The sequence below is a fragment of the Acinetobacter sp. MYb191 genome (assembly GCF_037572605.1).
GTDB lineage: Bacteria > Pseudomonadota > Gammaproteobacteria > Pseudomonadales > Moraxellaceae > Acinetobacter > Acinetobacter johnsonii.
This window is the reverse complement of record NZ_JBBGZP010000021.1, coordinates 648,972-673,997: the sequence shown is the minus strand read 5'-3', so window position 1 is coordinate 673,997 and position 25,026 is coordinate 648,972. Positions and strand designations below refer to the sequence as shown.

Genomic DNA, 25,026 nt, shown 5'->3' with positions numbered 1-25,026 from the left:
ACGGTAATCCTTTCAACAGGTGCACGTTGGAGAGAAATGAATGTGCCTGGTGAAGCAGAATACCGTACTCGTGGTGTTGCCTACTGCCCACACTGTGATGGTCCACTGTTTAAAGGCAAACGTGTTGCTGTGATTGGTGGAGGGAACTCAGGTGTCGAAGCTGCGATTGATCTTGCTGGGATTGTAGAACATGTGACTTTGGTTGAGTTTGATACCAAACTACGTGCGGACCAAGTGTTGCAAGACAAATTGCATAGCTTGCCTAATACCACAGTAATCCTGAACGCCCTATCAACCGAAGTTGTGGGTGATGGTAAGCAAGTGACAGCATTGAAATATAAAGATCGCGCAACTGATGTAGAACATTCGGTTGAGCTTGCAGGAATCTTTGTGCAAATTGGTTTATTGCCAAACACCGATTTCCTCAAAGAAACAGCGGTTGAGCTTTCAAACCGTGGTGAGATTGTGATTAATGATCGCAACGAAACCAATGTCAAAGGTGTATTTGCCGCAGGTGACTGTACGACAGTGCCTTACAAGCAAATCATCATTGCCACAGGTGAAGGTGCAAAAGCATCTCTGTCTGCTTTTGATTATATTATTCGTTCTGGGCTGTAAGTGTGAAATGAAAAAGCCAACGCTCTCCCAAAATATACGTTGGCTTTTCCCCTTTATGTTGTATCGCTGATCTTTGGTTTTACCCTTGATAGGAACTGAGTCGCTAACAGCTCAGTTCCTTTTTTTTTCGTTTAAAGCAAATATCTTGTACAAAGAAAAAGCCAAAGTGCTCCCCAGTCACTTTGGCTTTTTCATTTAGTTTTTGTTTATTGTTATTCTTTGCCCAGTTTTTGTTTTGAAACTCTGAGTGTGGTCAGTACTCGGTTTCTTTTCTACTTTCCCCAAGGTTAGACGCTAAATAAGTTCAATCCTTTAAATTTTTCTAACAGTTGTTGTTGTGTTTCAACGTGTTCTGGATGTGGCTCGATACAGGCAATTGGGCAAACATCGACACAGGTTTGGGTATCATAAAAACCAACACACTCGGTGCAGCGGTTGACGTCTATTTCATAAATTTTATCACCTTCAAAAATAGCGGTATTGGGACATTCAGGAAGACACATATCACAGTTAATACAAGCATCCGTTATTCGTAGTGCCATGGCAATATCCCCAGTCAGTTTGCAACATAGGCCAATGCAGGCGCTGAAATGTCAGTGCTTGAATGCGGTAAGTTACGAATGAGTAGGGCATAGCGCATGTCGACATCAGCAGGAACAGGTATTGCAACCACATGCCCTGAACCTTTCGCCTCAAGGGTTGGATTGCCTTTTTTATCGAGGATTTCTGTTAGTTTAAAAGTGATGTTGCCTGAAGTGGTCATGAGTTCGAGCACATCGCCCACTACAAAACGGTTTTTGACATCGACTTTCAGATAATCGCCATTTCGTTCCAAAATTTCACCGCAGTATTGTTGATGGTCAAAACTGGATGAACCATTTTCATAATTTTGATATTCGCTATGCACGTGGCGGCGTAAAAAACCTTCGGTATAACCACGGTTGGCCAGACCTTCGAGTTGTGTCATGAGTGAGGAATCGAAAGGTTTACCTGCGAGCGCATCATCTATGGCTTTGCGATAAATTTGAGCAGTACGGGCACAGTAAAAATAAGACTTGGTGCGTCCTTCAATTTTTAAAGAATGGATCCCCATTTGGGTTAAGCGCTCAACATGTTGCACCGCGCGCAAGTCTTTTGAGTTCATAAAGTAAGTACCATGTTCGTCTTCTTCAGCAGCAAACATGTCTTCTTCATGACGTTGTAGTAATACGGGTTCATCAAACTGATGCTGTGCTTGCATATGCAGTTCATCAGCATCAGAGCTTGAACAGCAGTTGGAGCCTGTATTCAGATTTTGGACTGGGATCACATCGCCATTTTCATCTTGCTGAGTCTCGTGTACTTTGTATTCCCAACGGCAAGCATTGGTACATGCCCCCTGATTGGCATCACGTTTATTCATATAGCCTGAAAGCATGCAACGTCCAGAGTACGCCATGCATAGCGCACCATGCACAAAAACCTCAATTTCCATGTCAGGCACTTGCTGCTTAATTTCTTCAATTTCATCAATAGATAATTCACGGGACAAAATGACACGAGTCAGGCCCATGTTCTTCCAAAATTTCACTGTAGCCCAGTTAATGGCATTAGCTTGAACCGAAAGATGCACATCCATGTCTGGAAAATGTTCGCGTACCATCATAATTAGCCCTGGATCCGACATGATCAGGGCATCGGGTTGCATCGCAACCACAGGTGTGAGGTCGCGAATAAAGTTTTTGAGTTTCGAGTTATGCGGTTGAATGTTGACGACCACATAAAACTTTTTTCCTAAGTCATGCGCTTCTTGAATGCCGATAGCCAGATTGTCATGGTCAAATTCATTATTGCGCACACGTAAACTGTAACGAGGTTGTCCGGCATAGACTGCATCTGCACCATAGGCAAATGCATAACGCATATTTTTAAGCGAACCTGCAGGAGAAAGAAGTTCAGTAACGTGATGAATGCTCATGATTAAACTAAGGCATAAAAAAAATATGGGTTTATTGTAGGGCTTTAAAAAATAGATTCAACCTAGTAAACAACTCGGAATTTAAACGGTTATAGACGCGAAAATTACATGTTCAAACGCTGGATGTGAGTGCTTAATGATAAGTATCTAGATAGATAGTTTTATATGGGTGAGAATAGAAGTGAATTTAAATATCCTTGTTTTATAAAGTAAAAGATCGGTTATATAAAACTTACCTGAGGTTCTAATCATCAAAAAGCTAGAGTTCTTTGCGGCCTTTTATCCGAAATAATTAGGGATCATTTTTATTAGATTTGAGGTTAGGCTAGATTTTTTATTTCTGAAATTATGAAAAAATTAAATATAAAAGTCCTAGATTGACCATGCAACGTTCGGGCAAATGTATCGCAAAATGGAGTAATACCCACAGTCTAAATTTTGTATTGATGTGTTTTATACATCTAGCCCTGCTTCAAGATGTCTTAAAATTTGACAATCATCAATGGTTGATTGAGTTGCGCAAGATTGTCGAAGCTGTTGTAGCTGTATCTGGAATTTTTGCAATTCAATGATTTTTTGTTCGACTTGTTTTAAATGTTCATCGATCAGTTGATTGACCGCACTACAGTCTTGTTGAGGCTTTTGTTCCAGTTCAATCAGGTATTCAATTTCTTTGAGTGAGATATCCAGCGCACGGCAACGTTTAATAAAAATGAGTCGTTTAAGCGCATCATCTTGATAATAGCGATAGTTATTGTCCCCGCGAAAAGAAGGCTCTAATAAATGCTTTTTTTCATAGAAACGAATGGTATCGGCACTTAATCCTGTTTTATGGACTAAGTCTTTCATCAAATAAACAGGAGATGAGTTTTGTTGATTCATTTTGCTTGACCTTAGAGCGACTCCATAGTTTTTAATCATAATAGAAAATGATTACGTCTGGATAGAGGTTGTATATATGGCATGTTCTTCTTGCAGTTGTGCACCTGCACCGCAAAAGCCAAATAGTAAGTTTAGAACGGCATTGTGGATAGCCTTATTTATCAATTTAGCTATGTTCGTGGTGGAGCTTATTGGTGGAGCTTATGCACATTCGTCATCCTTATGGGCCGATTCTTTAGATTTCTTTGGTGATGCAGTCAACTATGGTATTTCCCTAGCGGTGCTTGGTGCGAGTTTATATTGGCGGGCGACAGTGGCACTGCTCAAAGGCATGACCATGGCGTTGTTTGGCTTGGTGGTGATTGGTAAAGTGATTTATGCCTATGTTTTGGGAATTTCGCCTGAAGCTATGACCATGGGGGTGATTGGTGTGATTGCTTTGCTCGCGAATGTGGTTTGTGCCGTCATTTTATATGCCTTTAGAGAAGGTGACTCTAATATGCAATCGGTCTGGCTTTGTAGTCGAAATGATGCGATTGGAAATGTGGCGGTTATTTTTGCTGCAATAGGTGTATTTGGTACAGGCAGTTTGTGGCCAGACATAATCGTGGCAGGCATTATGGCGACTTTAGGTATGACTGCGGGTTATCAAGTGGTGAGCAAAGCATTATCTGAGCGCAGAAAAAGTGTATTAGAAAATTCGACTGCACAATAAAAGTGAGAGTGCTTCTACGGTTTAATTCTAGATTTAATATTACTGCTGGAAATTAATGCTTGGCATTCATAAGATGTGAATTCACTCCATATTCAAGAGTTGGATACGTGAGTGTACAAGGACGTTTAACTACTGAGGTGAATTAATGAGTTCGTAAATTCACCTTGCTCCAAAAATTATTCCATAGACTTAAATACTCAGCTTGAAGTTGCTGGAAATTCAGAGCTTGTTCAGGTTTATAGCATTGTGTGAATAGCACCCAAATGTCGTCTTCATGATTGTCATCGTTAGCAAGGGTTGTATCAGATGTTTCTGCAAGCCCATGACATGCATAGTAGCCTTGGGTAAATAAAGGATCATAGGCTGCGAGATTAGTTCTGAGTGCTTCACTAAACTTAATCACTTGTAGTTCAGTACAAGCCAAAATGAGCAGCAAGTCTGCATAAGAATGAATATGTTCTTGAATAAATTGTGAGATTGCAAATGCTTCAGGCTCGGTCTGTTTTTGATCGGTGGCATTGAGTTCAAGTTGCTGCATCAGTTGAAGGAAATAGACCAAATGCGATTTAGAGGGCGAGCTTTTCTCAAGTTGGTGGGTATTAAAACCCAATTCATCTAGAAGATTTAGTGACAACAAATAACGTGCATATATCTTGGCTGCAATGCGGTCTTGCTCCACGATATTACTGTCGTGCTCAAGTTGCAGCGCTTGATACATAGCCATACTCAAAGCATCAGTGAAAATTTTAACAATGGCGGTAAAATAATTCAGATGAATAAATTTCAGCTGTTCAAGGCTCATTTGGCATTGATGCAGCCGTGTCAGTATCGGATGTTGGAATAAAATATGTTCAGCTGTCGTTTGCTTTAAATGGCTGATCGCTTGAGTGTTGGTTGCCCATGATGCTGGGCTTAAGGATCGTTCAATAAAGCGCAAAACTTCTGCGCGGGTATGTTCAGACTGGGTGAAGGAGCGAGCATTCATATACGAGGTAAATTTTAATTGTCATCATTTTTATCATAGTGAAAACGACTCGATTCTTCTAGTGTTTTATTTATATTAAAAACTATATATTTCAAATGCTTATTTTAATATTGATATTGTTTCTTATAAAAAAACGGTGTTGATCTAAATTTGATATATAATATCGTCTTCAATCGATGTATTTCGTTTTCATGTGCTGTTCTTTTGGGTTAATGGCTTAATTTTAAAGTTTTGTGCATCAGGTAAAATAAATGTCAAAAAAAGAAGACATCATTAACACAGCGCTTAATCTCTTTAACTCACATAGTTATAATTCTATCGGTGTGGATCGGATTATTAGCGAGTCTGGCGTTGCTAAAATGACGTTTTACAAATACTTCCCATCTAAAGCTAAATTAATTGAAGAATGCTTAGTGACAAGAAACCAAAATTTACAGCAGTCGCTTGAAGCGACGATTGCTGCATGTGACCCAAGTGATTATCTCTCCCATATTCGTGCAATTTTTGAATGGTACCATGCTTGGTTTCATAGCACGGATTTTAACGGTTGTATGTTCCAAAAGGCAGTTGAAGAAATTTCAAAAATTTATCCTTCTTCGCTACAGCCTGCAATTGATTATAAAGAATGGTTAAAAGGCAAGTTATGTCAGGCTTTGAATCGTCTAGGTGTGAAGCAGGATGAACAGTTGGCGGCTTTTTTATCCAGTATTTTGGATGGCATGACCATACAGGCGCAAATCGATCCGAACCAAGTGCATTTGGAAGATTATTGGAAGCGTGTAAATACTTTAATCCAAATGGAACTTTCAGCTGTCTAATGTATCAACTTTAATCTTAGAGTTAACTCAATACACATTATATTGCTGGCTTAAATGAGTTTAAAATAAATCAAGTACAAATAAATAAGCGCGATAACGGTTAAGTTATCGCGCTTTGCTGATAATGATTATGTTCCATATCGCACATTATTTGACAATAATGCATGATATGAATATGAGCAACTTAATGTGCCTTCTTATATTTTTTGTACCCTCTGAATGTTTTCGGTCATTCAGTATTTCAGCAAAAATAGACAGACTTGTCTGTTTTGTTGAATTATAGAGACTTTGTGGAGAAAAACAACCAATCTCTCATTATTTTGGCTGAAATTTATTCATTATGCTTAATATTCCTTAAAAACTGTAGGGTATTCATTATTTATTGTGTTATTCAGCCGAATGATTTAAGCACCTTGGGGGGTAAATAAATGGTAAATTCATTGATTGGTTCAATCAGAACACTATAGGGTTTGAGCTGATCTTCATAGCATACAAGATTAAGCCTTGCTAGAAGTTCAAAGCGAGCATAGTGTAGTGTTGCGGGTTTCGGATTTAAGCGACCATGCCACACGCGATAGCTGCCAAGTTTTCCATCGCGGCGATGGTAAAATCCTGCCAAAGGATGAGTCAAGAAGACCTGATAGCTTTCTAAATTGGGAAAGCCTTCAAAATGCCATTGGTCATGTTCGGACTGAGACAAATGTACATTTGAAGTGGCCCATGCCGATTGGGTACGCATTCTATATTGTGTATATCGACCCTCTACATCTTGCTGACAATCAAACTCAATCTGTGCAGGATGCCACGGTAGTTGCCAAACATAACGAGGAACGATCAATGTCCAAGAGTCCAAAGTCGTTCCTAAAAACCAAACACAACGTTCCTGTGTCTCCTGATCAATCACGTAGACCCGATAATTGGTTTGCCCCATCGTGAATTTTGGAAAAGGATAAACCGCAGGGCTGAAATCGACATCGATGAAGGGGACTACCGACATTAGTGCATGTTGTTTGCCTTGGTAGTGTACCGTGTCTAGCTTAAATCGTGCTGGAATGATTTCTTTAAAACGAGTAGGGTCAACGGCATAAGTAATGAGGGCAAAATGCTGGAGTTTACACTGTACATCGAGGCCGCTGGGCTTGGGTTTCGGATGTAAATAGTCTTTAAATTTGAGTTCTGGAAAGGTCATTGGTTTAAATTCTAGATTTGTTATTTTTTTAATATTAGATAAAACTATACGTAGAGTAAATAAAAAACCGAAGCCTAAGCTTCGGTTTTTTAATATCTTTATACGATATTATTTTTCAACGAATGCGCGTTCAATCACGTAGTCACCGAGTACACCCATACGCGGCGACTCTTTTAAACCATGTTGGTCTAGAAGTGCAGCAACGTCATCAAGGAATGCAGGGCTACCGCAAAGCATTGCACGGTCTGTTTCTGGGTTGAAACGTGGTAAACCGATCTTCTCAAAAATCTCACCAGTTTCAATTACTGTTGTTACACGACCTTGGTTTGGATAGTCTTCACGAGTAACCGTTGGGTAGTAAACCAATTTGTCTTTAATGCCTAACTCTTCAAAGAACTCATTGTTCGGAAGTTCGTCTAAAATGAGGTCTTGGTAAGCCAACTCAGAAATGAAACGTGTACCATGAACCACAATCACTTTCTCAAAACGTTCGTACGTTTCAGGATCACGAATGGTTGCTAAGAACGGCGCAAGACCTGTACCAGAAGAAAGTAGGTATAAGTTTTTACCTGGGTTTAAGTCATCAAGTACTAAAGTTCCAGTTGGTTTTTTAGATACCAGAATTTCGTCACCCACTTTAACTTTTTGTAAAATAGAGGTTAACGGGCCATCAGGAACTTTAATTGAGAAAAACTCAAGTTCTTCTTCGTAGTTTGCGCTAGCAATAGAATAAGCACGCATTAACGGTTTGCCATTTACTTCAAGGCCGATCATCACAAATTGACCGTTTTTAAAACGTAGAGCAGTGTCGCGCGTCGTTTTAAAAGAGAATAAAGTATCATTCCAATGGTGGACGTGAGTAATCTTTTCGACGTTGAAAGCAGCCATTAAAGGTCTCAATAAATTATCAAATTAGAACAGGTTGCTATTCTAATCTAAAATCATTCTCGATAAACTGAATATATTTAATTGAGCTTATTAGAAAAAGTGATGATGACTGAGTTAACCTTACCGATTATTGGCTATATGCACTCTTCCTATAAGGAAAAGTTTGGTATTCCTCGTCAGCCTAATTTGGTTCAAGTGGAATCGTATATTGAAATGTCAGTACCTTATAATGATGTTCTGGCCTTTGAAGGGATTGAAGCATTTAGTCATTTATGGTTGGTGTGGCAGTTTCATGACAATAAAAATCCAGAAAAAAACCAGTTTCGTCCACAAGTTCGTCCGCCACGCTTAGGAGGGAATAAAAAAATAGGGGTGTTTGCTACGCGCAGCATGTATCGGCCTTCACCGATTGGTCTATCGGTGGTAAGGCTCAAGTGTGTCAAAAAAGAAGGGAAGTCAGTTCGAGTGTATGTCACAGGAAGTGATTTGCTAGATGGCACTCCGATTGTGGATATTAAACCTTATATATACTACTCAGATGCCGTTATAGAAGCGGAAAGTGGCTATGCGCAAGATGAACCTAAACGTAAATCGGTGATATGGTCGGATCGGGCGATCGAACAGAAGCAGCAGCTTTTGATGAGTGAAAAACTTTCACTACAGACCGTACAAGAGCTTGAAGCCGTTTTATCTTTAGATCCCAGACCTGCGTATCAGGATGATGAAGCACGGGTATATAAAATGAAATTTGCTGCTGTTGATATCGCTTTTACAGTGGGTGAAACTACAGTGAGTATCACGGCCGTAGAATTAGAGTCTTAAAGAGATAAGCTCCAGTACAACAGCCCAATCAAAACCACCATATGCAAAATCTGAATCGGGGCAAAAGCAATAAAGTATTGCTTACCACCTGTTAAGGCGGCATTAACGGATTTAGCAACAGCGTGTGCAGCCAAACCTAATATAAATGCAGACATTGCTGCCGTGTCTGTCGGTGCCCCTTGCATGACCACTGTTGCCATCGCTGCATGAATCTCAAACAAAGAAGCCAGCAAAGTCCCAGCGATTAAACCTGCATCTCCCAGCCAAAGGTTGAGTCCATACACTCCGGCTTGGATGAGCGTCAAAGTCAGGGCAATAATGCCAGCCTCTTTTAAGCTAAACATGCGTGAATCAGTGGGTTGATGTTGTTCTTGTGCAGGGGCAGATCGTACTAAGGCATAAGCACAGATCCCTAAAAGGACACTTGCTACAAGGGTCGGAAGCAGTATGGTTTTGAGCCAAAGTATACTCACACCTGCGACTATAATCAGCAGTTGCAATAAAGTCGCAATACAGGACATGAGCGCTGCACCTGCATTGGGTTTGGCGAGTGCTCGACCTGCACGTACTTCCATGCCTAAGCTAGCAACAGTCGCTGTACTGGATACAAAACCTGATGCGATTGCCGATAAAATCATGGCATTTTTAGTGTTCAGCAGTCGTTTGGCAATATGTGCAAGCGCTTGAACAGCAAGGATGAGCGTGACTAATTTTAAAATAATATAGGGATTCAGCACAGCACCCCATAAAGGCGTATTCGGCGTTAAGGGCAAGGCAATTAAAATCAGTGCTAGAAGAAAGATACCGTCTTTAAACTCAGCCTCAGTAATCCATTTCCCTGCAATGCTGTGCATTGGATGTTTGGTCATTAAAATAATGGTCAGGAGCACGGCTAAACCTGCAGCAAGTGGTGTATTCCATAAGCACATCGCCCCGATAAAATAGGTCATGACAAAGGCAAGTTCAGTGGTTGAACCCACATCTTCTGTTTGGTTTTTCATTGAGAATATAACTATGCCGCCGATGATGAGCGCACCGACAATGCCAATATTGACACCAAATAAAAAACAAATAGCACCGAGAAGGGCACAAATGGCAAAGGAGCGTAGTCCTGCAAAGCTCTGTTGGTTTTCACGTTGCTTGCTTCGTTCGCGCTCTAGACCAATCAAGAGGCCACAGCCCAATGCTGAAGCCAAGGTGATGAGGACCTCAGATAAAGCAAAGCTGTTGATGAAAACTGCGCTGAAGTCCAAGCCTACCTCACAAAAGCTAATGATCTGTCTAAAATATAGGCGAATGCTGAAGGTGGATTCAAGTTAAAAGAGCAAGATTTGTGAGTAAATTCGTGATTATATTTATGAGCTTGGCTACTCCTCGATATTTGTAGGATTTGCTTATGCTTTGTGCGAATGAATACAGAAAATCTTGCTATAGTGGGGTTATGTTTGGGGACGTATAACAATGAATTTTAATTTTGAAATTGATACCACTTGGTGCTTAGATCAACTGTTTAAAGATGGGCGAATTACTGAAAAAGAAAAAAATCTAGTACAAACCTCGCACCGTCAACGCGATCAATTGAAGTGGCATCCATTACAGTGGATTGCTCATTTTAATCTGGTGGATCAGTCGCATCCTCAGTCGAGACTGACATTAAATCGGCTCTGTCAGTGGTTAGCCGAAAAGACCCAATTACCGTTTTATGTGATTGATCCACTCAAAGCCGATGTGCAAGCTTTGACTTCGGTGATGTCTCAAGAATTCGCCTTCCGCAATAAAATCTTGGCTGTTGAAGTTCAGGCCAATCAAGTGTTGATTGCAACAGATCAGCCGTATATGAAAGATTGGATCGCAAATTTGGAGCAGAATGTTGCACCGAAAAAAATCCAGCGTGTATTGCTCAGTCCTGAACAATTACAGCGCTATATGGTCGAGTATTATCAGGTGAGCCGTGCTGTCAGTAACTCCCAGAAGTCTGGGAGTTATGACCGTGATAATAAAGGCGTTGAAGCACTTTTACAGTTGGGCGATAGTCAAAACCCTGATGCCAATGACCAACACATTGTTAAATTAGTCGACTGGGTTTTACAGTTTGCTTTTGAGCAAGGTGCCAGTGATATTCACTTAGAACCACGTAAAGACAACGGCAAAGTTCGTTTCCGTATTGATGGGGTATTACATACGATTTATAACATGCCTGCCAATACTTTAACCGCGGTGATTTCACGGATTAAAATTTTAGGTCGAATGAACGTGGCGGAAAAACGTAAACCACAAGATGGACGTTTAAAAACACGGACACCGAAAGGACAAGAAACAGAACTGCGTCTTTCGACTTTACCGACCGCTTTTGGTGAAAAGTTGGTGATGCGTATTTTTGACCCTGAAGTTTTAGTGCGTAGCTTTCAGCAGTTGGGTTTTGAAGGGCATTTGCTCAGTGATTGGCAAGCGCTGACTTCGCATAGTCACGGCATTATTTTAGTGACAGGGCCAACGGGTTCAGGTAAAACCACCACGCTTTATTCTTCTTTGAAACAATTAGCTACTGAACAAGTGAACGTCTGTACCATTGAAGACCCAATTGAGATGTTAGAGCCGAGTTTTAACCAAATGCAGGTGAATACAGGCATTGATCTTGGGTTTGCTGATGGTGTTCGCGCACTGATGCGTCAAGACCCTGACATTATTATGGTCGGTGAGATTCGTGACCATGATACGGCCAATATGGCGATTCAAGCAGCACTTACAGGACATTTAGTGCTGTCAACTCTGCATACCAATGATGCGCCCTCCAGCCTAACGCGTTTGCATGATTTAGGCGTACAGCCGTTCTTAACCGCGGCAACCATTTTAGGGGTATTGGCACAGCGTCTCGTACGTCGTTTATGTCCACATTGTAAAGTTGAAAAGCAAATCAACAGCCAAGAATGGGAGCATCTGACTTTTGATTACATCATGGAAATGCCTGAAAAAGTCTTTACCGCAGTAGGATGTGAAGAGTGTCGGCAAACGGGTTATAAAGGACGAGTCGGTATTTATGAATTTATGCCTGTGAGTTTAGAGGCGAAGCAACTGATTGGTGCCAATGGTGACTTGACTGCACTGCGTCAACAAGCCAAAAAAGAAGGCATTGAGCCTTTAAGAATCGCAGGGGCACGTAAAGTTTTAGAAGGCGTCACCACGCTAGAGGAAGTGTTACGTGTTGTCCCACTCAACTAAACCTTTAATGCTTTACTTGAAGCTTTCTTAAGATTCAACTCATCTAGTTTTGGTTTAATCACTTCATCAAATAGATGAACAATTAAATAGAGGTACTGGATATGAATATGATGATGAAAGCGTTATTGGTTACTGGTGTTATTGGTTCAACCACTGTCGCTGTAGCAAACACCGCAGTGAACCAAGCGGCAGTTGCTGCTTCAACACCAACTACGGTTAAGCATGCGCTAACATTAAAAGATGACAGTCACGTCCAGTTAAAAGGTTATGTGGTCAAAGCCATTGGGGATGAGAAGTATGAATTCCGTGACCAAACAGGTTCAATCACTGTCGACATTGATGATGAACTATGGGGTGGCAAAGCGATTTCAGCTAAAACACCTGTAACCATTATCGGTGAAGTGGATATTGACTACAAACCAGCAAAACGCGTTGAAATTGATGTAGATCAGGTGAAATTCTAAACACGCTAGTCCAATCTCAATCCAAATTTGATCGGGCTTTCTTAAAAAAACCACAGGGCTTTGATTGGATATTAGCCCTGTGGTTTTTTGTATTTTGAGCCATTTCACGGCATGATCTAAACAATCGTAATAAGGCAGGTTAAGCAGTGCGGATATTATTAGCAGAAGATGATGCCTCTCAAGCTGAGAGTATTAAAACTTGGCTTGAAATGGATGGCTACAGTGTGGACTGGGTGGAACGGGGCGACCATGCCATTTTAGCCATTGAACAGCATCAGTATGACTGTGTGCTTTTAGATCGAGGTTTGCCACATGCCACAGGTGATGACATTTTGCTGAAAGTCCGTGGCAAGAACCTATCGACTCCTGTGATTTTTTTAACAGCGCGTGACAGTATTCGAGATCGAGTCGAAGGGCTAGATTTGGGCGCCAATGATTATTTGGTCAAACCTTTTAGTCTAGAGGAATTATCTGCTCGAATTCGCTTACAACTTCGACAGCAACAGCATAGTAGCTCGCAAGTATTGAGCTATGCCAATATCCAACTCGACCCACAAGCCAAAAGTGTGACTCAAAATGGTCAAGCTGTTAATTTAACCGCCAAAGAGTTTCAAATTTTGCATAAATTGATGCTCAAGCCCGAATATGTCGTTACGCGGGAACAACTTGAGGAAAGTCTTTATGCATGGGGTGGTGAGATCGAAAGTAATGCGATTGAGGTCTTTATTTATCAATTGCGAAAAAAACTCGGTAGTCAGTGTATTAAAACCATTCGTGGTTTGGGCTACAGAATGAATCAGGACACATAATGGCTCAGCCAATTTCACTCCAGCGTCAGCTCGTTAAAAGTTCGCTCCTCAGTTCGATACTGGCGGGGCTTTTGGCATTGCTGATGTTTATTGGGGTGTCGGTTTATCAGACCATGTCTATGCAAGATGAAATCATGGATGAAATGGCCGATATGTTGCTGGCAGATGATTTAACGGTCAGCAATGGTCAAGCTTTGGCAGAGCTTAGTGATGAGTTTGATATTCGCTATCGACTCGATAATGCACAGCAACTTTTGACTGCATCCGAAGATGTTCCTGAAAAAATAACCGTGGATCATTTGAGTTTGGTTTCAGATGCACCTTATGGTTTTTATTGGTCAGAGCACAAACTGTGGCGTATTTATAATGCGCAGGATAATCATGGTTTACAGGTTCAAGTGACCCAGTCGATGTCCGAACGTTTCCATGCATTTTGGCAAAGCATCCTAGTTTTCAGCGGTATGTTGTTTTTAGTCTGGTGTGTACAGTGGTTGTTGATGCATTTTGTCATTCGACGTAAATTTCGGGTGATATACCAAGTTTCAGAGCAGATTTCAAATAAATCAGTCAATGATTTAGCACCTATTTCTATGCCAGAACCTGAGCTGATTGAGTTGCAACCGATGTTATCGCAGCTGAATGCCTTATTGGCGCGTTTAGACCAAGCTTTAGTGGCAGAGCAGCGCTTTACCGCGGATGCTTCACATGAGTTACGTTCTCCACTGTCTGCGATACAAATGCGACTTCAGGTGCTCAAGCGCAAGTTTCCTGAACTTGAAAGTGAGTTCAAACCGATCCAACAAGATGTCAGTCGTGGGGTGCAGGTGTTGGATAATTTGTTGTTGCTGGCACGTCTAGACCCTGAGCAAAAGGAAAGCTTAGCGAAGACTAAGTTTGACTTCAGTCTGCTAATGCAGGACGTGATTAAAGCTTTACAGCCGTTTGCGGACTCAAAACAGATTAAAATTAACGTGGTGCTTGCAGAGCAAGCCTGTGTCTTGGCCAATGAGCAGCTCTTATTTAGCGCACTTCGCAATTTGCTCGACAATGCCATTCGCTATAGCCCCGAGCAGACACAAGTTTTTGTCAAGCTCACGATTGAAGAACAGCAACTCAGACTGAGGATTGAAAATAGTGGACATGGGGTCGATTCTGCGGTTATCCAGCGCTTGGGTGAACGCTTCTATCGGGCTTTAGGTACAAAAACACAAGGTTCAGGCTTGGGCTTATCGATTTGTCAGAAAATTGTCGATTTACACGCAGGGCAGTTGTTATTTAGTTCATCCGACTTAGGCGGTTTAAAAGTGGAGCTGCTGTTGAATCGGGTTGAGACTTAGATATGCAGATTGTGATCTGTGATAAAAACAGCATAAATGATCAAACATAAAGACATTAAAAAGCAGTACGCGCTGACATACTGCTTGTTTCCACGATTATTGTTATTGGGTTTTTATAGTTCTTATTTGGTAAGAATGAGTCGATTATTGCGAGTGAGTCGTAGACGATACTCTTCTCCAGCATGCATAATGCGAATTTCACGGCCTAGGGCAAATAAGTTGTTTGAGTATAGCATTGGTAGTGAATGGGCTGTTTCGTTACGAGTAAATAAGCTAAATGGTGCGTTCATTCTGGCGACTCCGTGGTATATGTTGAACGATTTAAATGATAATCATTATCGAATGAGGCTGTCAACATTTTCTCGCTGAAAATATAAAAAACTTCAATATCGTTACATGCAATCACTCAATACACTACACATCTGAAATGGAATCTGATTATGTCAAAACCTTTGGTTCAAGTTGCTATAGCCATCCTTTTACATCAAGGCAAAGTGTTGGTGGGCTGGCGCCAGGCGGAACAGCATCAGGGCAATAAGCACGAATTTCCTGGAGGGAAGGTGGAAGCAGGTGAAACGCCTGAGCAAGCTTGTCGCCGTGAAGTGTTAGAAGAGGTCGGAATTGATATACAAGATTGGCATGCTTTTGACTGTATTCAGTTTGAATATGACGATGTGATTGTCAATTTGCATTTATTTCATGCTGTAGTATCAAATCATCTATTGGCAGACATTCACTCACCATGGGCGTGGTTCAAGCGTGCCTAATTACAAGATCTTAACTTTCCAAAAGCCAATCAAGCCATTTTGAAGCGACTCTATGCTGCACCCGTGATTAAAATTTCAGATCAAATCGATGTGTTGAAGGATTTGCCTGAACAACAAGTGCTGTATTGGCGAGTGCCTGCCAGTCCTGACCATATTTTAAAAATTGCAGAACTGAGTGTAGAACAATTGGCACGGGTGATTGTCAATATAGAACTATGGAAAGGTTTAAATCCACTACAACAGCAGGCAGTTGCGGCCATACACCTGAAACAATCTCAACTGATGCAATTGAGTAAAGGGGAGCTGAATGTTGGGCAGCGTTATATTGCGGCCTGTCATGACCGTAGCAGTGCTGAACATGCACAAGAAATTGGCTGTGATGCTCTTTTACTCAGTCCCGTACTTGATACACTCAGCCACCCAAATAGTGAAACTTTGGGTTGGGAGCAATTGAGTTTGATTGCAGAAGAGATTCATATCCCAATTTTTGCTCTAGGCGGCTTACAGTTAGCCGATTTAGCCAAAGCGCAAAGTTATGGCGCTTATGGTATAGCAGGGCAGCGCTCCATCTAACGGAGCGTGCTTTTAAGACAGACTTTTGATTGCTGTTTGGGCTTGTTGAATGGTTTTCTGATTCTTCTGCATTTGACCTGCTTTTAAGATAACGCTCCAAAGCTGCTTTTTCATGGCATTGCTTTGGGCATAACTCAAGCCGCGACGTGCAAGCGATTCCGCATTTGCAGGTTGTTTTTGTTGATTGGCAATTAAAGCCAAATACAAAAAGGTCTCACTCGACTGTGGCGCTAAACGCTGTGCTTGCATGGCGTAGCTTTGTGCTTGACTCCACTGGCCTTGGCGATAGGCCGTTTGTGTTTTTTGCATCAGATTTTTAAAAGCAGGAAGCTGTCGCCCATCATCAAACTGTTGTTTGCTTTTCTGTTCAGGAATCACAATCTTCTGACGTTGAATTTCTTCGCGGTCATAAGGGTGAATTGTGACCCCTGAGGGTGATTTCTGCTCTTTATCCGTCTGTGTCGGCTTTTCAGGTATCTTTTTTTCAGATGGCTGTGGGAGGCTTTGACAGCCTGCCACAGTCGCGATGGTTGCTAAGATACTTAAACGTTTAAACCACATCAAAATTTAAATCCGTCCTATTTATTCAGGTTGATAGCTACCACTCGAAATGACTTGCGTCTCATCTTCTAAGTTGCGCTGCATGTTCGATTCACTTTCACGAATATAGTTGTCTATGCTGTCGCCTTGTTCAGGTGTAGCTTGGTAACCATCTGTTTCAGGATTGTAAGTGGGTTCAACTTGATAATGCGGTAAGCCACATGCGGTTGCTTTGCGTGGTACGGTGTTTCGCAAGAGAGGAATATACATTGCGCCCTCACAACCTTGAGCAGCAAGATAACCCGTGCCACGATCAATCCAATGCCATTGCACATCATCCGGTTGGCGTAAGTTGACTGGTTTTTGACGTAGCTGGCTCATCACATTGGTCCACACTGGCAACGCGCCTGAAGAACCTGTTAAGCCAGTTTGTTTGTTGTCATCTAAACCTAGCCAAACCACAGAAACATAATTGCCCGAGTAACCTGCAAACCACGAGTCACGGGTGTCATTGGTGGTTCCAGATTTGCCTGCAAGCTGAAGCGAGTTCGGTAAAGTATTATAAGCCGAACGACCTGTACCTGAGGTCATCACTTGTTGTAGACCATAATTAAGGACATAGGCCGAAGCAGGGTCAATGGTTTGTTGGACATTTAAACCATAACGGGTTAGCAAGCGACCATTTTGATCGACAACAGTACGAATGGATTTAGTCGGATACTTAAAACCGCCTGTGGCAAAGTTGCCATAAATGCTGAGCATTTCCATCGGAGACATGTCTACCGCACCCAAGAAAATGGATGGATAGGTTGGGATGTTACTGGTCACACCAAAACGTTTTAGGTGGTTACTAAACGTCGATAAACCAAACTCTTGACCAAGGCGAACTGCTGACAAGTTATATGAATTAGACAGTGCTTGTACCATTGGTACAACGCCGTGTTCGCCACCGCTATAGTTCTTAGGTGTCCATGCTTTACCATTGGCTTGAATACTAATGCTACTGTCTTCAATTGGGCTGGCCCAGTTGTAACGTCCCGACTGAATCGCACTGAGGTAAATCACCGGTTTAAGTAATGAACCGACTTGACGTTTGGCATCGAGTGCACGGTTAAAACCGGTAAAGTCTTGGGTTGAACCAACAGCTGCAACCAATTCACCATTTTCAGGATGTGCAACCAATACCGCACCTTGCAGCTCTTTTAGACGGCTTGCGCCACGGCTTAAGCGACCAACAGTCGATTTAAACGCGTCTTGAATTTTGGTTTGGGCAATTGGATCGAGCGTCGTAAAGATGCGTAGACCTTGGTTGGTCAAATCACCTTCTTGGTATTCGGTACGTAACTGACGGCGTACAATGTCCAAGAAATCTGGGAAACGTGAAGGGCCGAGAGTCGGTTTGGCAATCACATTTAAAGGGCGAGCTGTTTCAGTTTCATATTGTTCTTGGGTCAGATAGCCCATGACCAACATGTTGTTTAAAACAATATTACGACGCTTTTTTGCAGCTTCTGGGTTACGCCAAGGGTTATATAAGGTTGGACCTTGTACTAGACCCACCAAATAAGCTTGTTGCGCAATATTTAGCTCACGCAAAGGCATGCCGAAGTAAAACTGCGAAGCCAAACCATAGCCATTAATAGAATAATTGCCATTTTGCCCGAGGTTCACTTCATTGAGATAGGCTTCTAAAATTTCATCTTTGTCATAGTGAAATTCGACCAATAAAGCCATAAATGCTTCATTGACTTTACGCTTAATGGTTTTTTCAGGGGTGAGGTAGAAGTTTTTCACCAACTGTTGGGTCAGTGTTGAACCACCTTGACGTTTTCCACCCGTGACATTACTCACAATCGCACGTGCCGTACCACGAATCGAAACGCCGTGGTGACTATAGAAATTACGATCTTCTGTTGCAATTAAAGCCTCAATTAAAGGCTTAGGTACTTTGTCGAGTTTAATCAGGACACGGTCTTCGTTATGCTGCGGATAAATCCCGCCAATCAGCATTGGCTCTAAACGTGCAATCCCTGTAGAAGAGGGTTTAGTTGCACTGACTTCAGCCACTTGCTCATCGGCAAAGGTGACTTTAAGTACTTGTTCAGGCTCGACACTATCACCGAAGTCAAAGCCACGGGTGTGTACATATAGCTCATTGCCAGAACTGACAAAGTTCCCTGATTTGGTATAGTTTTCCGAGGACTTATAGCCCAAAAGTTTTAACTCTTGAGTGAAGTCAGCCTGACTGACAGGGGCATTGGTATACACTTCGAGCGGGCGTGCGAATACCTTCGCAGGAATGTCCCAGCGCTTGCCTTCAAACTTGTCACGTACAACGGAGTCGAGTCTTATTAAATAAATACTAAACACCAAGAATGCTGCAATGACTAAGATGCAGAAGATCAGTGCAATTAAACCTATGCCACGTTCTGACTTCATAAATACGAATAAGATCCTGAGAAATTGTGCTAATCATGCGAAGCTTTTCGCTAATTTGCAATAATTAAACTGTGAACAAACTTAAATATAGAGACAATTCCGTGTGTAGCAGCAGTCACTTTAGTTTTTGAATCAATTTAAATAAATAATGTTATGATAGGCGGGAATCGTAGCGGAGCGATGTTGCAGGTGCAAATTTCACATAAAACATTTCGAAACATAGGCTTAATTGGACGTCCAGATAAGTCTTCAGTTGTCGAAACCTTATGTCTTATTCATGATCATCTACTCAGCTTAGGGTTACATCCCGTTTTTGATGCGCAAACCGCTGAACTGGTTCCTTATAAAAACACACAAACGGTGAGTCGTGCACTTCTGGGTGAAGTGGTCGATTTGGTGATTGTGGTGGGCGGAGATGGCTCACTTCTGCATGCTGCACGTGCCTTGGTCAAATTCAATACCCCTGTAATGGGTGTAAACCGAGGGCGTTTGGGTTTTTTAACCGACATCAAGCCGACTGAAGTGATTTTTAAGCTCGATCAAGTCTTAAAAGGTGAGTTTCAGTTAGATCGTCGTTTCTTATTGGAAATGGAAATTCGCTCAAAGGGCGAGACGATTTATGATGCGATTGCCCTAAACGATGTGGTATTACACTCGGGTAAGTCGGTGCATATGATTGACTTCGAACTCAATATCGATGGCCAATATGTCTACCGTCAACACAGTGATGGTTTGATTGTATCGACACCAACGGGTTCAACAGCCTATTCGTTGTCAGGTGGTGGCCCAATCGTGCATCCGGGGATGGATGCGATTGCTTTGGTACCGATGCATCCGCATACCTTGTCTTCACGCCCGATCGTAGTGGGTGGGCATAGTGAAATTAAGCTTCTGATTCGTGAAAACCGTGTCTTGCCGATGGTCAGTGCCGATGGTCAACACAGTGTTTCGCTCAATGTGGGTGATAGCTTACATATTCGTAAGCACCCCTTTAAACTGAATTTATTACATCCACCGGGTTATGATTTTTATATGTCATGCCGTACTAAACTCGGTTGGAACCAAGATTTTGACTCTTTTCAACAGGATTAAATCATGAATATTGAACAGATGCTTTCTATTTTAGATGCCGATATTGTTGAGCGTTTAAAAACAGCTGTAGAAATTGGTAAATGGCCAAATGGCGTTGCGTTGACTGCTGAACAACGCCAAACTTGTATGCAAGCCGTTATTGCTTGGGAGCATCAGAATACTCCTGAAAAAGAACGTACGGGTTATATCGATAAAGGGCATAAAGAAGAAGGTGAGGAGTGTGATTCTCATGTGCCTGAACCAGAATTTAAACCTATTCGTTTTATTTAATTGATTAAAAATGCGTTGAATCGCTTAGCAATAGATGCTTGGTGATTCAACAACTCAATCTAACAAGAATACCTTCAAACTGTTTCAATCATTATGCTTATAAAAATAATAAAGCTCACTCGACTCAGTTTATTCTTCATTACTGTAATTTCGACCAATGTATTTGCTGAGCGAACAAGTGATGCAAGAAAAATTGAATGTTTATTAGATGTTTCTGTGTTACCGAGTCAAAATTTTCAAAATCCCGTCACACAATACACATCAATGAAAAATGATGGTTATCCGATGTTATTGATTGGAATAAAGATCCATAACACCCATGCAGGTGAAGCATCGAAAAAGATAAAAAGCCATCAAATCTATTGTTCACGCCTCATTGGACAACAAAAAGATGTTTATTTATCTGGTCCTCATGAATCTCAAAAAATCGACATTCATATTGGTGATCAGTTGATTCTCAGAAATATTCATTCTTCAGGAAAGCGTTATCCTTACTGGGCTGACTTTTATTGGATCGAAAAGCGTGACGAATAACGTTCACGCTTTTGTTCGTCCCCTCTGCTTAGAAACGAGTGTGCCAAAGCTGGTTGGCCTGTTGCATGGCATCGCTATATGTATCGCACACTCCCATGGTATAGAGCGCAATGCCAATGGTTTCAGTCACTGCCATTTCACCATATTCATGCTGTTTTTCACCCAGCCAAACTGCTTTAAACTCAGCCAAATCTAACTCTTCTTCAATTGGGCTTCTGTTGTCGGTGAGTTTAGGTAGCTCATGTTCGTAGAGTTCACCATTTTTGATGCCGCAGATCAGTGTTTTGGCATCTGGGTTACGTTCAAATTCGCCGCCTTCACCTTTAATGACAGCGCTATTTTTATAGCCCAGTTTAAATGCTGCTTGCTGATGCGAACCACGATAGGCAGGGTGGAAAATAGCTTGCAAGGTTGCTTTGGCATTAAATGGATTGATCAAGCGCGCAAGAGTATGAATGGGTGAACGAAGACCCATAACATTTCGTAGGGAAATTAAGTCACTTAAAATCGGGGAGATGGCGTGCAGCGGTAGATAAGCAAAATTACGCGTCGCTAATTCCTGTTCTACATCTGCTTGAGTTTGGCAAATATTAAAATCAAGATATTCCAATACCTGTTCAGTATAAATACGGTTAATGGTATGACCTGATGCACCGTGCATCACGACCTTATAACCTGCTTTGGCTAAAGTCAGCGCCGCTAAAAGAAACCATGGATAGTGTTTACGTTTGCCTGCATAAGACGACCAGTCTAAATCGACCTCTAAAGGCGTGAACGGCAGTTGATCTCGTGTGGCTTGAACAAAGCCTGCCAGTTCATCTACAGACTCTTCCTTAACCCGAAGTAGCATTAGGAATGCACCGAGTTGTACATCCAACACTTGATTTTTCAGGATCATATCAAAGGCTTGGTAAGCTTCTTCATAACTGAGTGAGCGTGCACCATTTTTTCCTTTGCCAATAATGCGAACAAACTGAGCAAAAGGGTGCTCAGCATCTTTATAAATATTTCTTTTGTTGTTCATGAAAAAACCAAAGTAAGTGAAGGCTGTGTTGTGTTATTTTAGTGGAACAATCAAAAAAAACAGCACTTTTAATTTTAAATAAATTTTCCACCATTAGACTAAAGTATGAGTCATATTGTTTAGATTTTATACATTATGATTAAAATCAGTTTACTTTGATTAAAGAATGTTAGGTAAAATTTACCCAATAATTGTGACTCGCTAGTTTTTAGTCTCTCCCATTGCAGTAAATGTGAATGAACTGTGATTTTTGTCACAGTGCTGTTGTTTGTACACCATGATTTTTTTACCCGGTGTTTGGATGCGGTCCAAACTGTGGGCTTTTTTGTGTTTATCAGAAAGCCAACTACCTATGAGGAAGTATAGGTATACCGATTTTTTCAGTCTTTTGATTTACAGAAGTATTCGTTATGACTAAGAAACCAATCTATAAGTCACTATATTTTCAAGTTATTGTCGCGATTATTGCGGGTATCTTAGTAGGACATTTTTTCCCTAGTGGTACGCAAGTTATCAATGGCGTTGAAAAATATGTACCCGGCTGGGGCGAGCTTTTTTATCCTCTAGGTCAAGGCTTTATTAAGCTGATCAAGATGATTATTGCGCCAGTAATTTTCTGTACCGTTGTGAGTGGTATCGCGGGTATGGAAAGTATGAAGTCTGTGGGTAAAACAGGCGGTGTTGCGCTACTTTACTTTGAAATTGTATCGACTATTGCACTATTGATCGGTTTACTGGTCATTAACATCTGGAAGCCAGGTGTGGGCATGAACGTTGACCCTTCAACATTAGATACTTCTGGTATCTCAAAGTTTGTTGAATCTGGTCAGCAGCAATCGACTGTCGACTTCTTTATGCATATTATTCCAAACACTGTGGTTGGTGCATTTGCTGAAGGTGAAATCCTGCAAGTGCTGCTCTTTGCCTTGATGTTTGGTTTTGCATTACACAAGTTGGGTGATGCAGGTAAACCTGTACTGAAGTTCATCGATCAAATTTCTCATGTGTTCTTTAACATTGTAAACATGATCATGAAACTTGCTCCAATTGGTGCTTTTGGTGCAATGGCATATACCATCGGTAAATATGGTATTGGTAGCTTGGCGCAACTTGCTCAATTGATCATCTGTTTCTACATTACCTGTTTACTTTTCATTTTCTTGGTTTTAGGCACAATTTCACGTCTTTGTGGCTTCAGTATTTTGAAAATGATTCGTATGATTCGCGAAGAGTTGTTGATCGTACTGGGTACGTCATCTTCAGAGTCGGTTTTACCGCGTATGCTGAAAAAGCTTGAAATTGCAGGTTGTGAAAAGTCAGTGGTTGGTTTGGTTATTCCAACAGGTTATTCATTTAACTTAGACGGTACCTCAATCTACCTGACAATGGCAGCAATCTTCATTGCACAAGCGACCAATACTCAGTTAGATCTTATGCACCAAGTGACTTTATTAGGTGTGTTATTGATTTCATCGAAAGGTGCTGCGGGTGTAACAGGTTCTGGCTTTATTGTGATGGCAGCGACTTTGTCAGCCGTTGGGCACATTCCAGTAGCGGGTCTTGCGCTCATCTTAGGTATTGATCGTTTCATGTCTGAAGCACGTGCCTTAACCAACTTGGTAGGTAACTCATTGGCAACGATTGTTGTCGCGAAATGGGTCGGTCAGTTAGACCAAGAGAAATTACATTTTGCACTAGCAAATCCAGATGAAGTAGACCGCCAAATGGCTGTTGAAGAAAATGCTCACGCATAATTTCAGCTCATCTTAAAAAGGAAGCCTAAGAGCTTCCTTTTTTATTGACATAAAAAAAATGGCCTGATGCGGTCATGACAGTTGCGTTAAAAATGGCTAGCATGTGGGCTGAATAATAAAACTAAGTCACTACAAGGAAGAAATATGTTGAATTACGATGCAGACCTAGAACTATTTCGCGATAACTTTCGCCGTTTTATGAATGAACACATTGCACCACACTATGAACAGTGGGAACGAGAAGGCTTAATGCCGCGCTCAGTCTGGAATGCATTGGGTGAAAATGGTTTCTTATGTGTCGATGTTCCAGAGGAATATGGCGGTTATGGTGTTCCAACGCATTATTCACTGATGTTGGTGGAAGAGTCGGCACGTGCAGGTTTCAGTGCTTTATCAACAGGGATTTCTTGTCACTCCGAAATTGCTGCACCTTATATTTTGCATATTGGAAGTGAAGCGCAGAAGCAATACTGGTTACCGAAAATGGTGTCAGGCGAAGTGGTCGGTGCGATTGGAATGACGGAACCGGGTGCGGGTTCAGACTTACAAGCCATGCGAAGTAATGCCATTTTGCAAGGGGAGCATTATATTTTAAATGGCTCTAAAACCTTTATTTCAAATGGGCAGCATGCCGACCTTGTGGTGTTGGCAGTAAAAACTGATCCGCAAGCCCGAGCAAAGGGTGTTTCACTGATGTTGGTCGATACCCACTTAGACGGGTTTAAAAAAGGCACCAACCTCGACAAAATTGGGCTACATTCGCAAGACACTTCTGAGTTGTTTTATGACAATGTAAAAGTCCCGAAAGATCAATTGTTGGGACAAGCAGGTCAAGGTTTTGCCTATCTGATGCAAGAGCTACCACGTGAGCGTACGGCAATTGCAGCAACGGCTATAGGTGCAATTCGCGGTTCGATAGATGTCACTATCCAATACGTCAAAGAGCGTCAAGCTTTTGGTCAACATATTTCGCAGTTCCAAAATACACGTTTTGTTTTGGCTCAAGCCAAGATTGATGAACAAGCCACAGCTGCTTTTTATAATCAAAACGTTGAGCTTTATATGCAAGGTAAGCTGGATGTAGAAACCGCAGCAGCATTGAAAAGTTTTTCAACAGACATGCAAATGAAGGTGGCTGATAATTTATTACAGCTCTTTGGTGGCTATGGCTATATGAGTGAATATCCAATTTCACGTTTCTTTGTCGATGCGCGTATTCAACGCATCTACGGCGGGACCAATGAAATTATGAAAGAAATTGTCGCACGTAGCTTACTTGGGCGCTAAGCCTGTGTTGATATAGACATGCGTAAAAGAGCCTCAAGTAGGC

Annotated in this window: 24 protein-coding genes and 1 pseudogene; 14 read left to right on the top strand and 11 right to left on the bottom strand. The window is 41.6% G+C overall.

Annotated elements, in window-relative coordinates; genetic code table 11:
- A partial coding sequence (locus WH214_RS16950; protein WP_339993792.1) for an FAD-dependent oxidoreductase occupies positions 1–618 on the top strand: 618 nt, incomplete at its 5' end.
- Positions 619–905: 287 nt separating this feature from the next.
- Here the strand turns inward: WH214_RS16950 and WH214_RS16945 are convergent.
- The 3 genes from WH214_RS16945 to WH214_RS16935 form a co-directional block, all read right to left on the bottom strand.
- On the bottom strand, positions 906–1,160 hold the full coding sequence (locus tag WH214_RS16945) for a YfhL family 4Fe-4S dicluster ferredoxin (RefSeq protein ID WP_339422420.1): 255 nt from the start codon (positions 1,158–1,160) through the stop codon (positions 906–908).
- A 14-nt stretch (positions 1,161–1,174) separates the two neighbouring features.
- On the bottom strand, positions 1,175–2,575 hold the full coding sequence (gene trhP, locus WH214_RS16940; protein WP_339422421.1) for a prephenate-dependent tRNA uridine(34) hydroxylase TrhP: 1,401 nt from the start codon (positions 2,573–2,575) through the stop codon (positions 1,175–1,177).
- Between the two features lie 453 nt (positions 2,576–3,028).
- On the bottom strand, positions 3,029–3,457 hold the full coding sequence (locus WH214_RS16935; RefSeq protein WP_339422422.1) for a Cd(II)/Pb(II)-responsive transcriptional regulator: 429 nt from the start codon (positions 3,455–3,457) through the stop codon (positions 3,029–3,031).
- 76 nt (positions 3,458–3,533) lie between these two features.
- Here WH214_RS16935 and WH214_RS16930 point away from each other — a divergent pair, with 76 nt between their 5' ends.
- Positions 3,534–4,172 (top strand): cation transporter, encoded by a 639-nt coding sequence (locus WH214_RS16930; protein ID WP_339422423.1) that lies wholly within the window; start codon positions 3,534–3,536, stop codon positions 4,170–4,172.
- Positions 4,173–4,314: 142 nt separating this feature from the next.
- On the opposite strand, the gene WH214_RS16925 is transcribed toward WH214_RS16930, so the two are convergent.
- The gene (locus WH214_RS16925) at positions 4,315–5,157 is read right to left on the bottom strand and encodes a hypothetical protein (RefSeq protein WP_339422424.1); all 843 of its coding nucleotides are present in this window, start codon (positions 5,155–5,157) and stop codon (positions 4,315–4,317) included.
- A 251-nt stretch (positions 5,158–5,408) separates the two neighbouring features.
- On the opposite strand from WH214_RS16925, the gene WH214_RS16920 reads away from it, so the two are divergent.
- Entirely contained in the window at positions 5,409–5,975 is a 567-nt protein-coding gene (locus WH214_RS16920; protein WP_339422425.1) for a TetR/AcrR family transcriptional regulator, read from the top strand.
- 391 nt (positions 5,976–6,366) lie between these two features.
- Here the strand turns inward: WH214_RS16920 and WH214_RS16915 are convergent, their stop codons facing one another.
- Both WH214_RS16915 and WH214_RS16910 read right to left on the bottom strand, forming a co-directional pair.
- Positions 6,367–7,164, bottom strand: a complete 798-nt coding sequence (locus WH214_RS16915; RefSeq protein WP_339422426.1) for a DUF2071 domain-containing protein — start codon at positions 7,162–7,164, stop codon at positions 6,367–6,369.
- Between the two features lie 108 nt (positions 7,165–7,272).
- A complete protein-coding gene (locus WH214_RS16910) occupies positions 7,273–8,052 on the bottom strand; it encodes a ferredoxin--NADP reductase (RefSeq protein ID WP_004982408.1) in 780 nt (259 codons plus the stop codon).
- A 102-nt stretch (positions 8,053–8,154) separates the two neighbouring features.
- Between WH214_RS16910 and tsaA the strand changes: the two genes are divergently transcribed.
- Positions 8,155–8,874, top strand: coding sequence for a tRNA (N6-threonylcarbamoyladenosine(37)-N6)-methyltransferase TrmO (tsaA, locus tag WH214_RS16905; RefSeq protein ID WP_339422427.1), 720 nt, complete (start codon positions 8,155–8,157; stop codon positions 8,872–8,874).
- Here tsaA and WH214_RS16900 read toward each other — a convergent pair.
- On the bottom strand, positions 8,871–10,127 hold the full coding sequence (locus tag WH214_RS16900) for an MgtC/SapB family protein (protein WP_339422428.1): 1,257 nt from the start codon (positions 10,125–10,127) through the stop codon (positions 8,871–8,873). The two genes, tsaA and WH214_RS16900, sit on opposite strands and share 4 nt — an antisense overlap.
- 208 nt (positions 10,128–10,335) lie before the next feature.
- Between WH214_RS16900 and WH214_RS16895 the strand changes: the two genes are divergently transcribed.
- From WH214_RS16895 to WH214_RS16880, 4 genes are all read left to right on the top strand, one after another.
- On the top strand, positions 10,336–12,093 hold the full coding sequence (locus WH214_RS16895) for a GspE/PulE family protein (protein WP_078389484.1): 1,758 nt from the start codon (positions 10,336–10,338) through the stop codon (positions 12,091–12,093).
- 101 nt (positions 12,094–12,194) lie between these two features.
- Positions 12,195–12,557 carry a NirD/YgiW/YdeI family stress tolerance protein gene (locus tag WH214_RS16890; protein ID WP_125274723.1) on the top strand — a complete coding sequence of 121 codons (363 nt, stop codon included), beginning with the start codon at positions 12,195–12,197 and terminating at the stop codon, positions 12,555–12,557.
- Positions 12,558–12,703: 146 nt separating this feature from the next.
- Positions 12,704–13,366, top strand: coding sequence for a response regulator transcription factor (locus WH214_RS16885; RefSeq protein ID WP_339422429.1), 663 nt, complete (start codon positions 12,704–12,706; stop codon positions 13,364–13,366).
- Complete coding sequence (locus tag WH214_RS16880) at positions 13,366–14,703, top strand: sensor histidine kinase (protein WP_339422430.1); 1,338 nt, start codon at positions 13,366–13,368, stop codon at positions 14,701–14,703. Before WH214_RS16885 ends, WH214_RS16880 begins: the two co-directional genes overlap by 1 nt.
- Before the next feature lie 122 nt (positions 14,704–14,825).
- On the opposite strand, the gene hemP is transcribed toward WH214_RS16880, so the two are convergent.
- Positions 14,826–14,993, bottom strand: a complete 168-nt coding sequence (gene hemP / locus WH214_RS16875; RefSeq protein ID WP_339422431.1) for a hemin uptake protein HemP — start codon at positions 14,991–14,993, stop codon at positions 14,826–14,828.
- Between the two features lie 150 nt (positions 14,994–15,143).
- Here hemP and WH214_RS16870 point away from each other — a divergent pair.
- A pseudogene (locus WH214_RS16870) lies at positions 15,144–16,043 on the top strand (NUDIX domain-containing protein).
- A gap of 12 nt (positions 16,044–16,055) precedes the next feature.
- On the opposite strand, the gene WH214_RS16865 reads toward WH214_RS16870, so the two are convergent.
- Complete coding sequence (locus tag WH214_RS16865) at positions 16,056–16,604, bottom strand: tetratricopeptide repeat protein (RefSeq protein ID WP_339422981.1); 549 nt, start codon at positions 16,602–16,604, stop codon at positions 16,056–16,058.
- Positions 16,605–16,625: 21 nt separating this feature from the next.
- Positions 16,626–19,022 carry a penicillin-binding protein 1B gene (mrcB, locus tag WH214_RS16860; RefSeq protein WP_339422433.1) on the bottom strand — a complete coding sequence of 799 codons (2,397 nt, stop codon included), beginning with the start codon at positions 19,020–19,022 and terminating at the stop codon, positions 16,626–16,628.
- Positions 19,023–19,175: 153 nt separating this feature from the next.
- On the opposite strand from mrcB, the gene WH214_RS16855 reads away from it, so the two are divergent.
- The 3 genes from WH214_RS16855 (at position 19,176) to WH214_RS16845 (ending at position 20,918) form a co-directional block, all read left to right on the top strand.
- Positions 19,176–20,114: an NAD(+) kinase gene (locus tag WH214_RS16855; protein WP_004696112.1), complete on the top strand. Its 939-nt coding sequence runs from the start codon at positions 19,176–19,178 to the stop codon at positions 20,112–20,114.
- Positions 20,115–20,117: 3 nt separating this feature from the next.
- Positions 20,118–20,384 carry a YeaC family protein gene (locus WH214_RS16850; protein WP_058869973.1) on the top strand — a complete coding sequence of 89 codons (267 nt, stop codon included), beginning with the start codon at positions 20,118–20,120 and terminating at the stop codon, positions 20,382–20,384.
- 93 nt (positions 20,385–20,477) lie between these two features.
- Positions 20,478–20,918 (top strand): hypothetical protein, encoded by a 441-nt coding sequence (locus tag WH214_RS16845; RefSeq protein ID WP_339422434.1) that lies wholly within the window; start codon positions 20,478–20,480, stop codon positions 20,916–20,918.
- A 28-nt stretch (positions 20,919–20,946) separates the two neighbouring features.
- Here the strand turns inward: WH214_RS16845 and WH214_RS16840 are convergent, their stop codons facing one another.
- A complete protein-coding gene (locus WH214_RS16840; RefSeq protein WP_279733964.1) occupies positions 20,947–21,942 on the bottom strand; it encodes a glycosyl transferase family protein in 996 nt (331 codons plus the stop codon).
- A gap of 410 nt (positions 21,943–22,352) precedes the next feature.
- On the opposite strand from WH214_RS16840, the gene WH214_RS16835 reads away from it, so the two are divergent.
- Positions 22,353–23,696: a dicarboxylate/amino acid:cation symporter gene (locus WH214_RS16835; RefSeq protein ID WP_087012100.1), complete on the top strand. Its 1,344-nt coding sequence runs from the start codon at positions 22,353–22,355 to the stop codon at positions 23,694–23,696.
- Positions 23,697–23,840: 144 nt separating this feature from the next.
- Positions 23,841–24,983, top strand: a complete 1,143-nt coding sequence (locus WH214_RS16830; RefSeq protein WP_339422435.1) for an acyl-CoA dehydrogenase family protein — start codon at positions 23,841–23,843, stop codon at positions 24,981–24,983.
- Positions 24,984–25,026 lie beyond the last annotated feature (43 nt).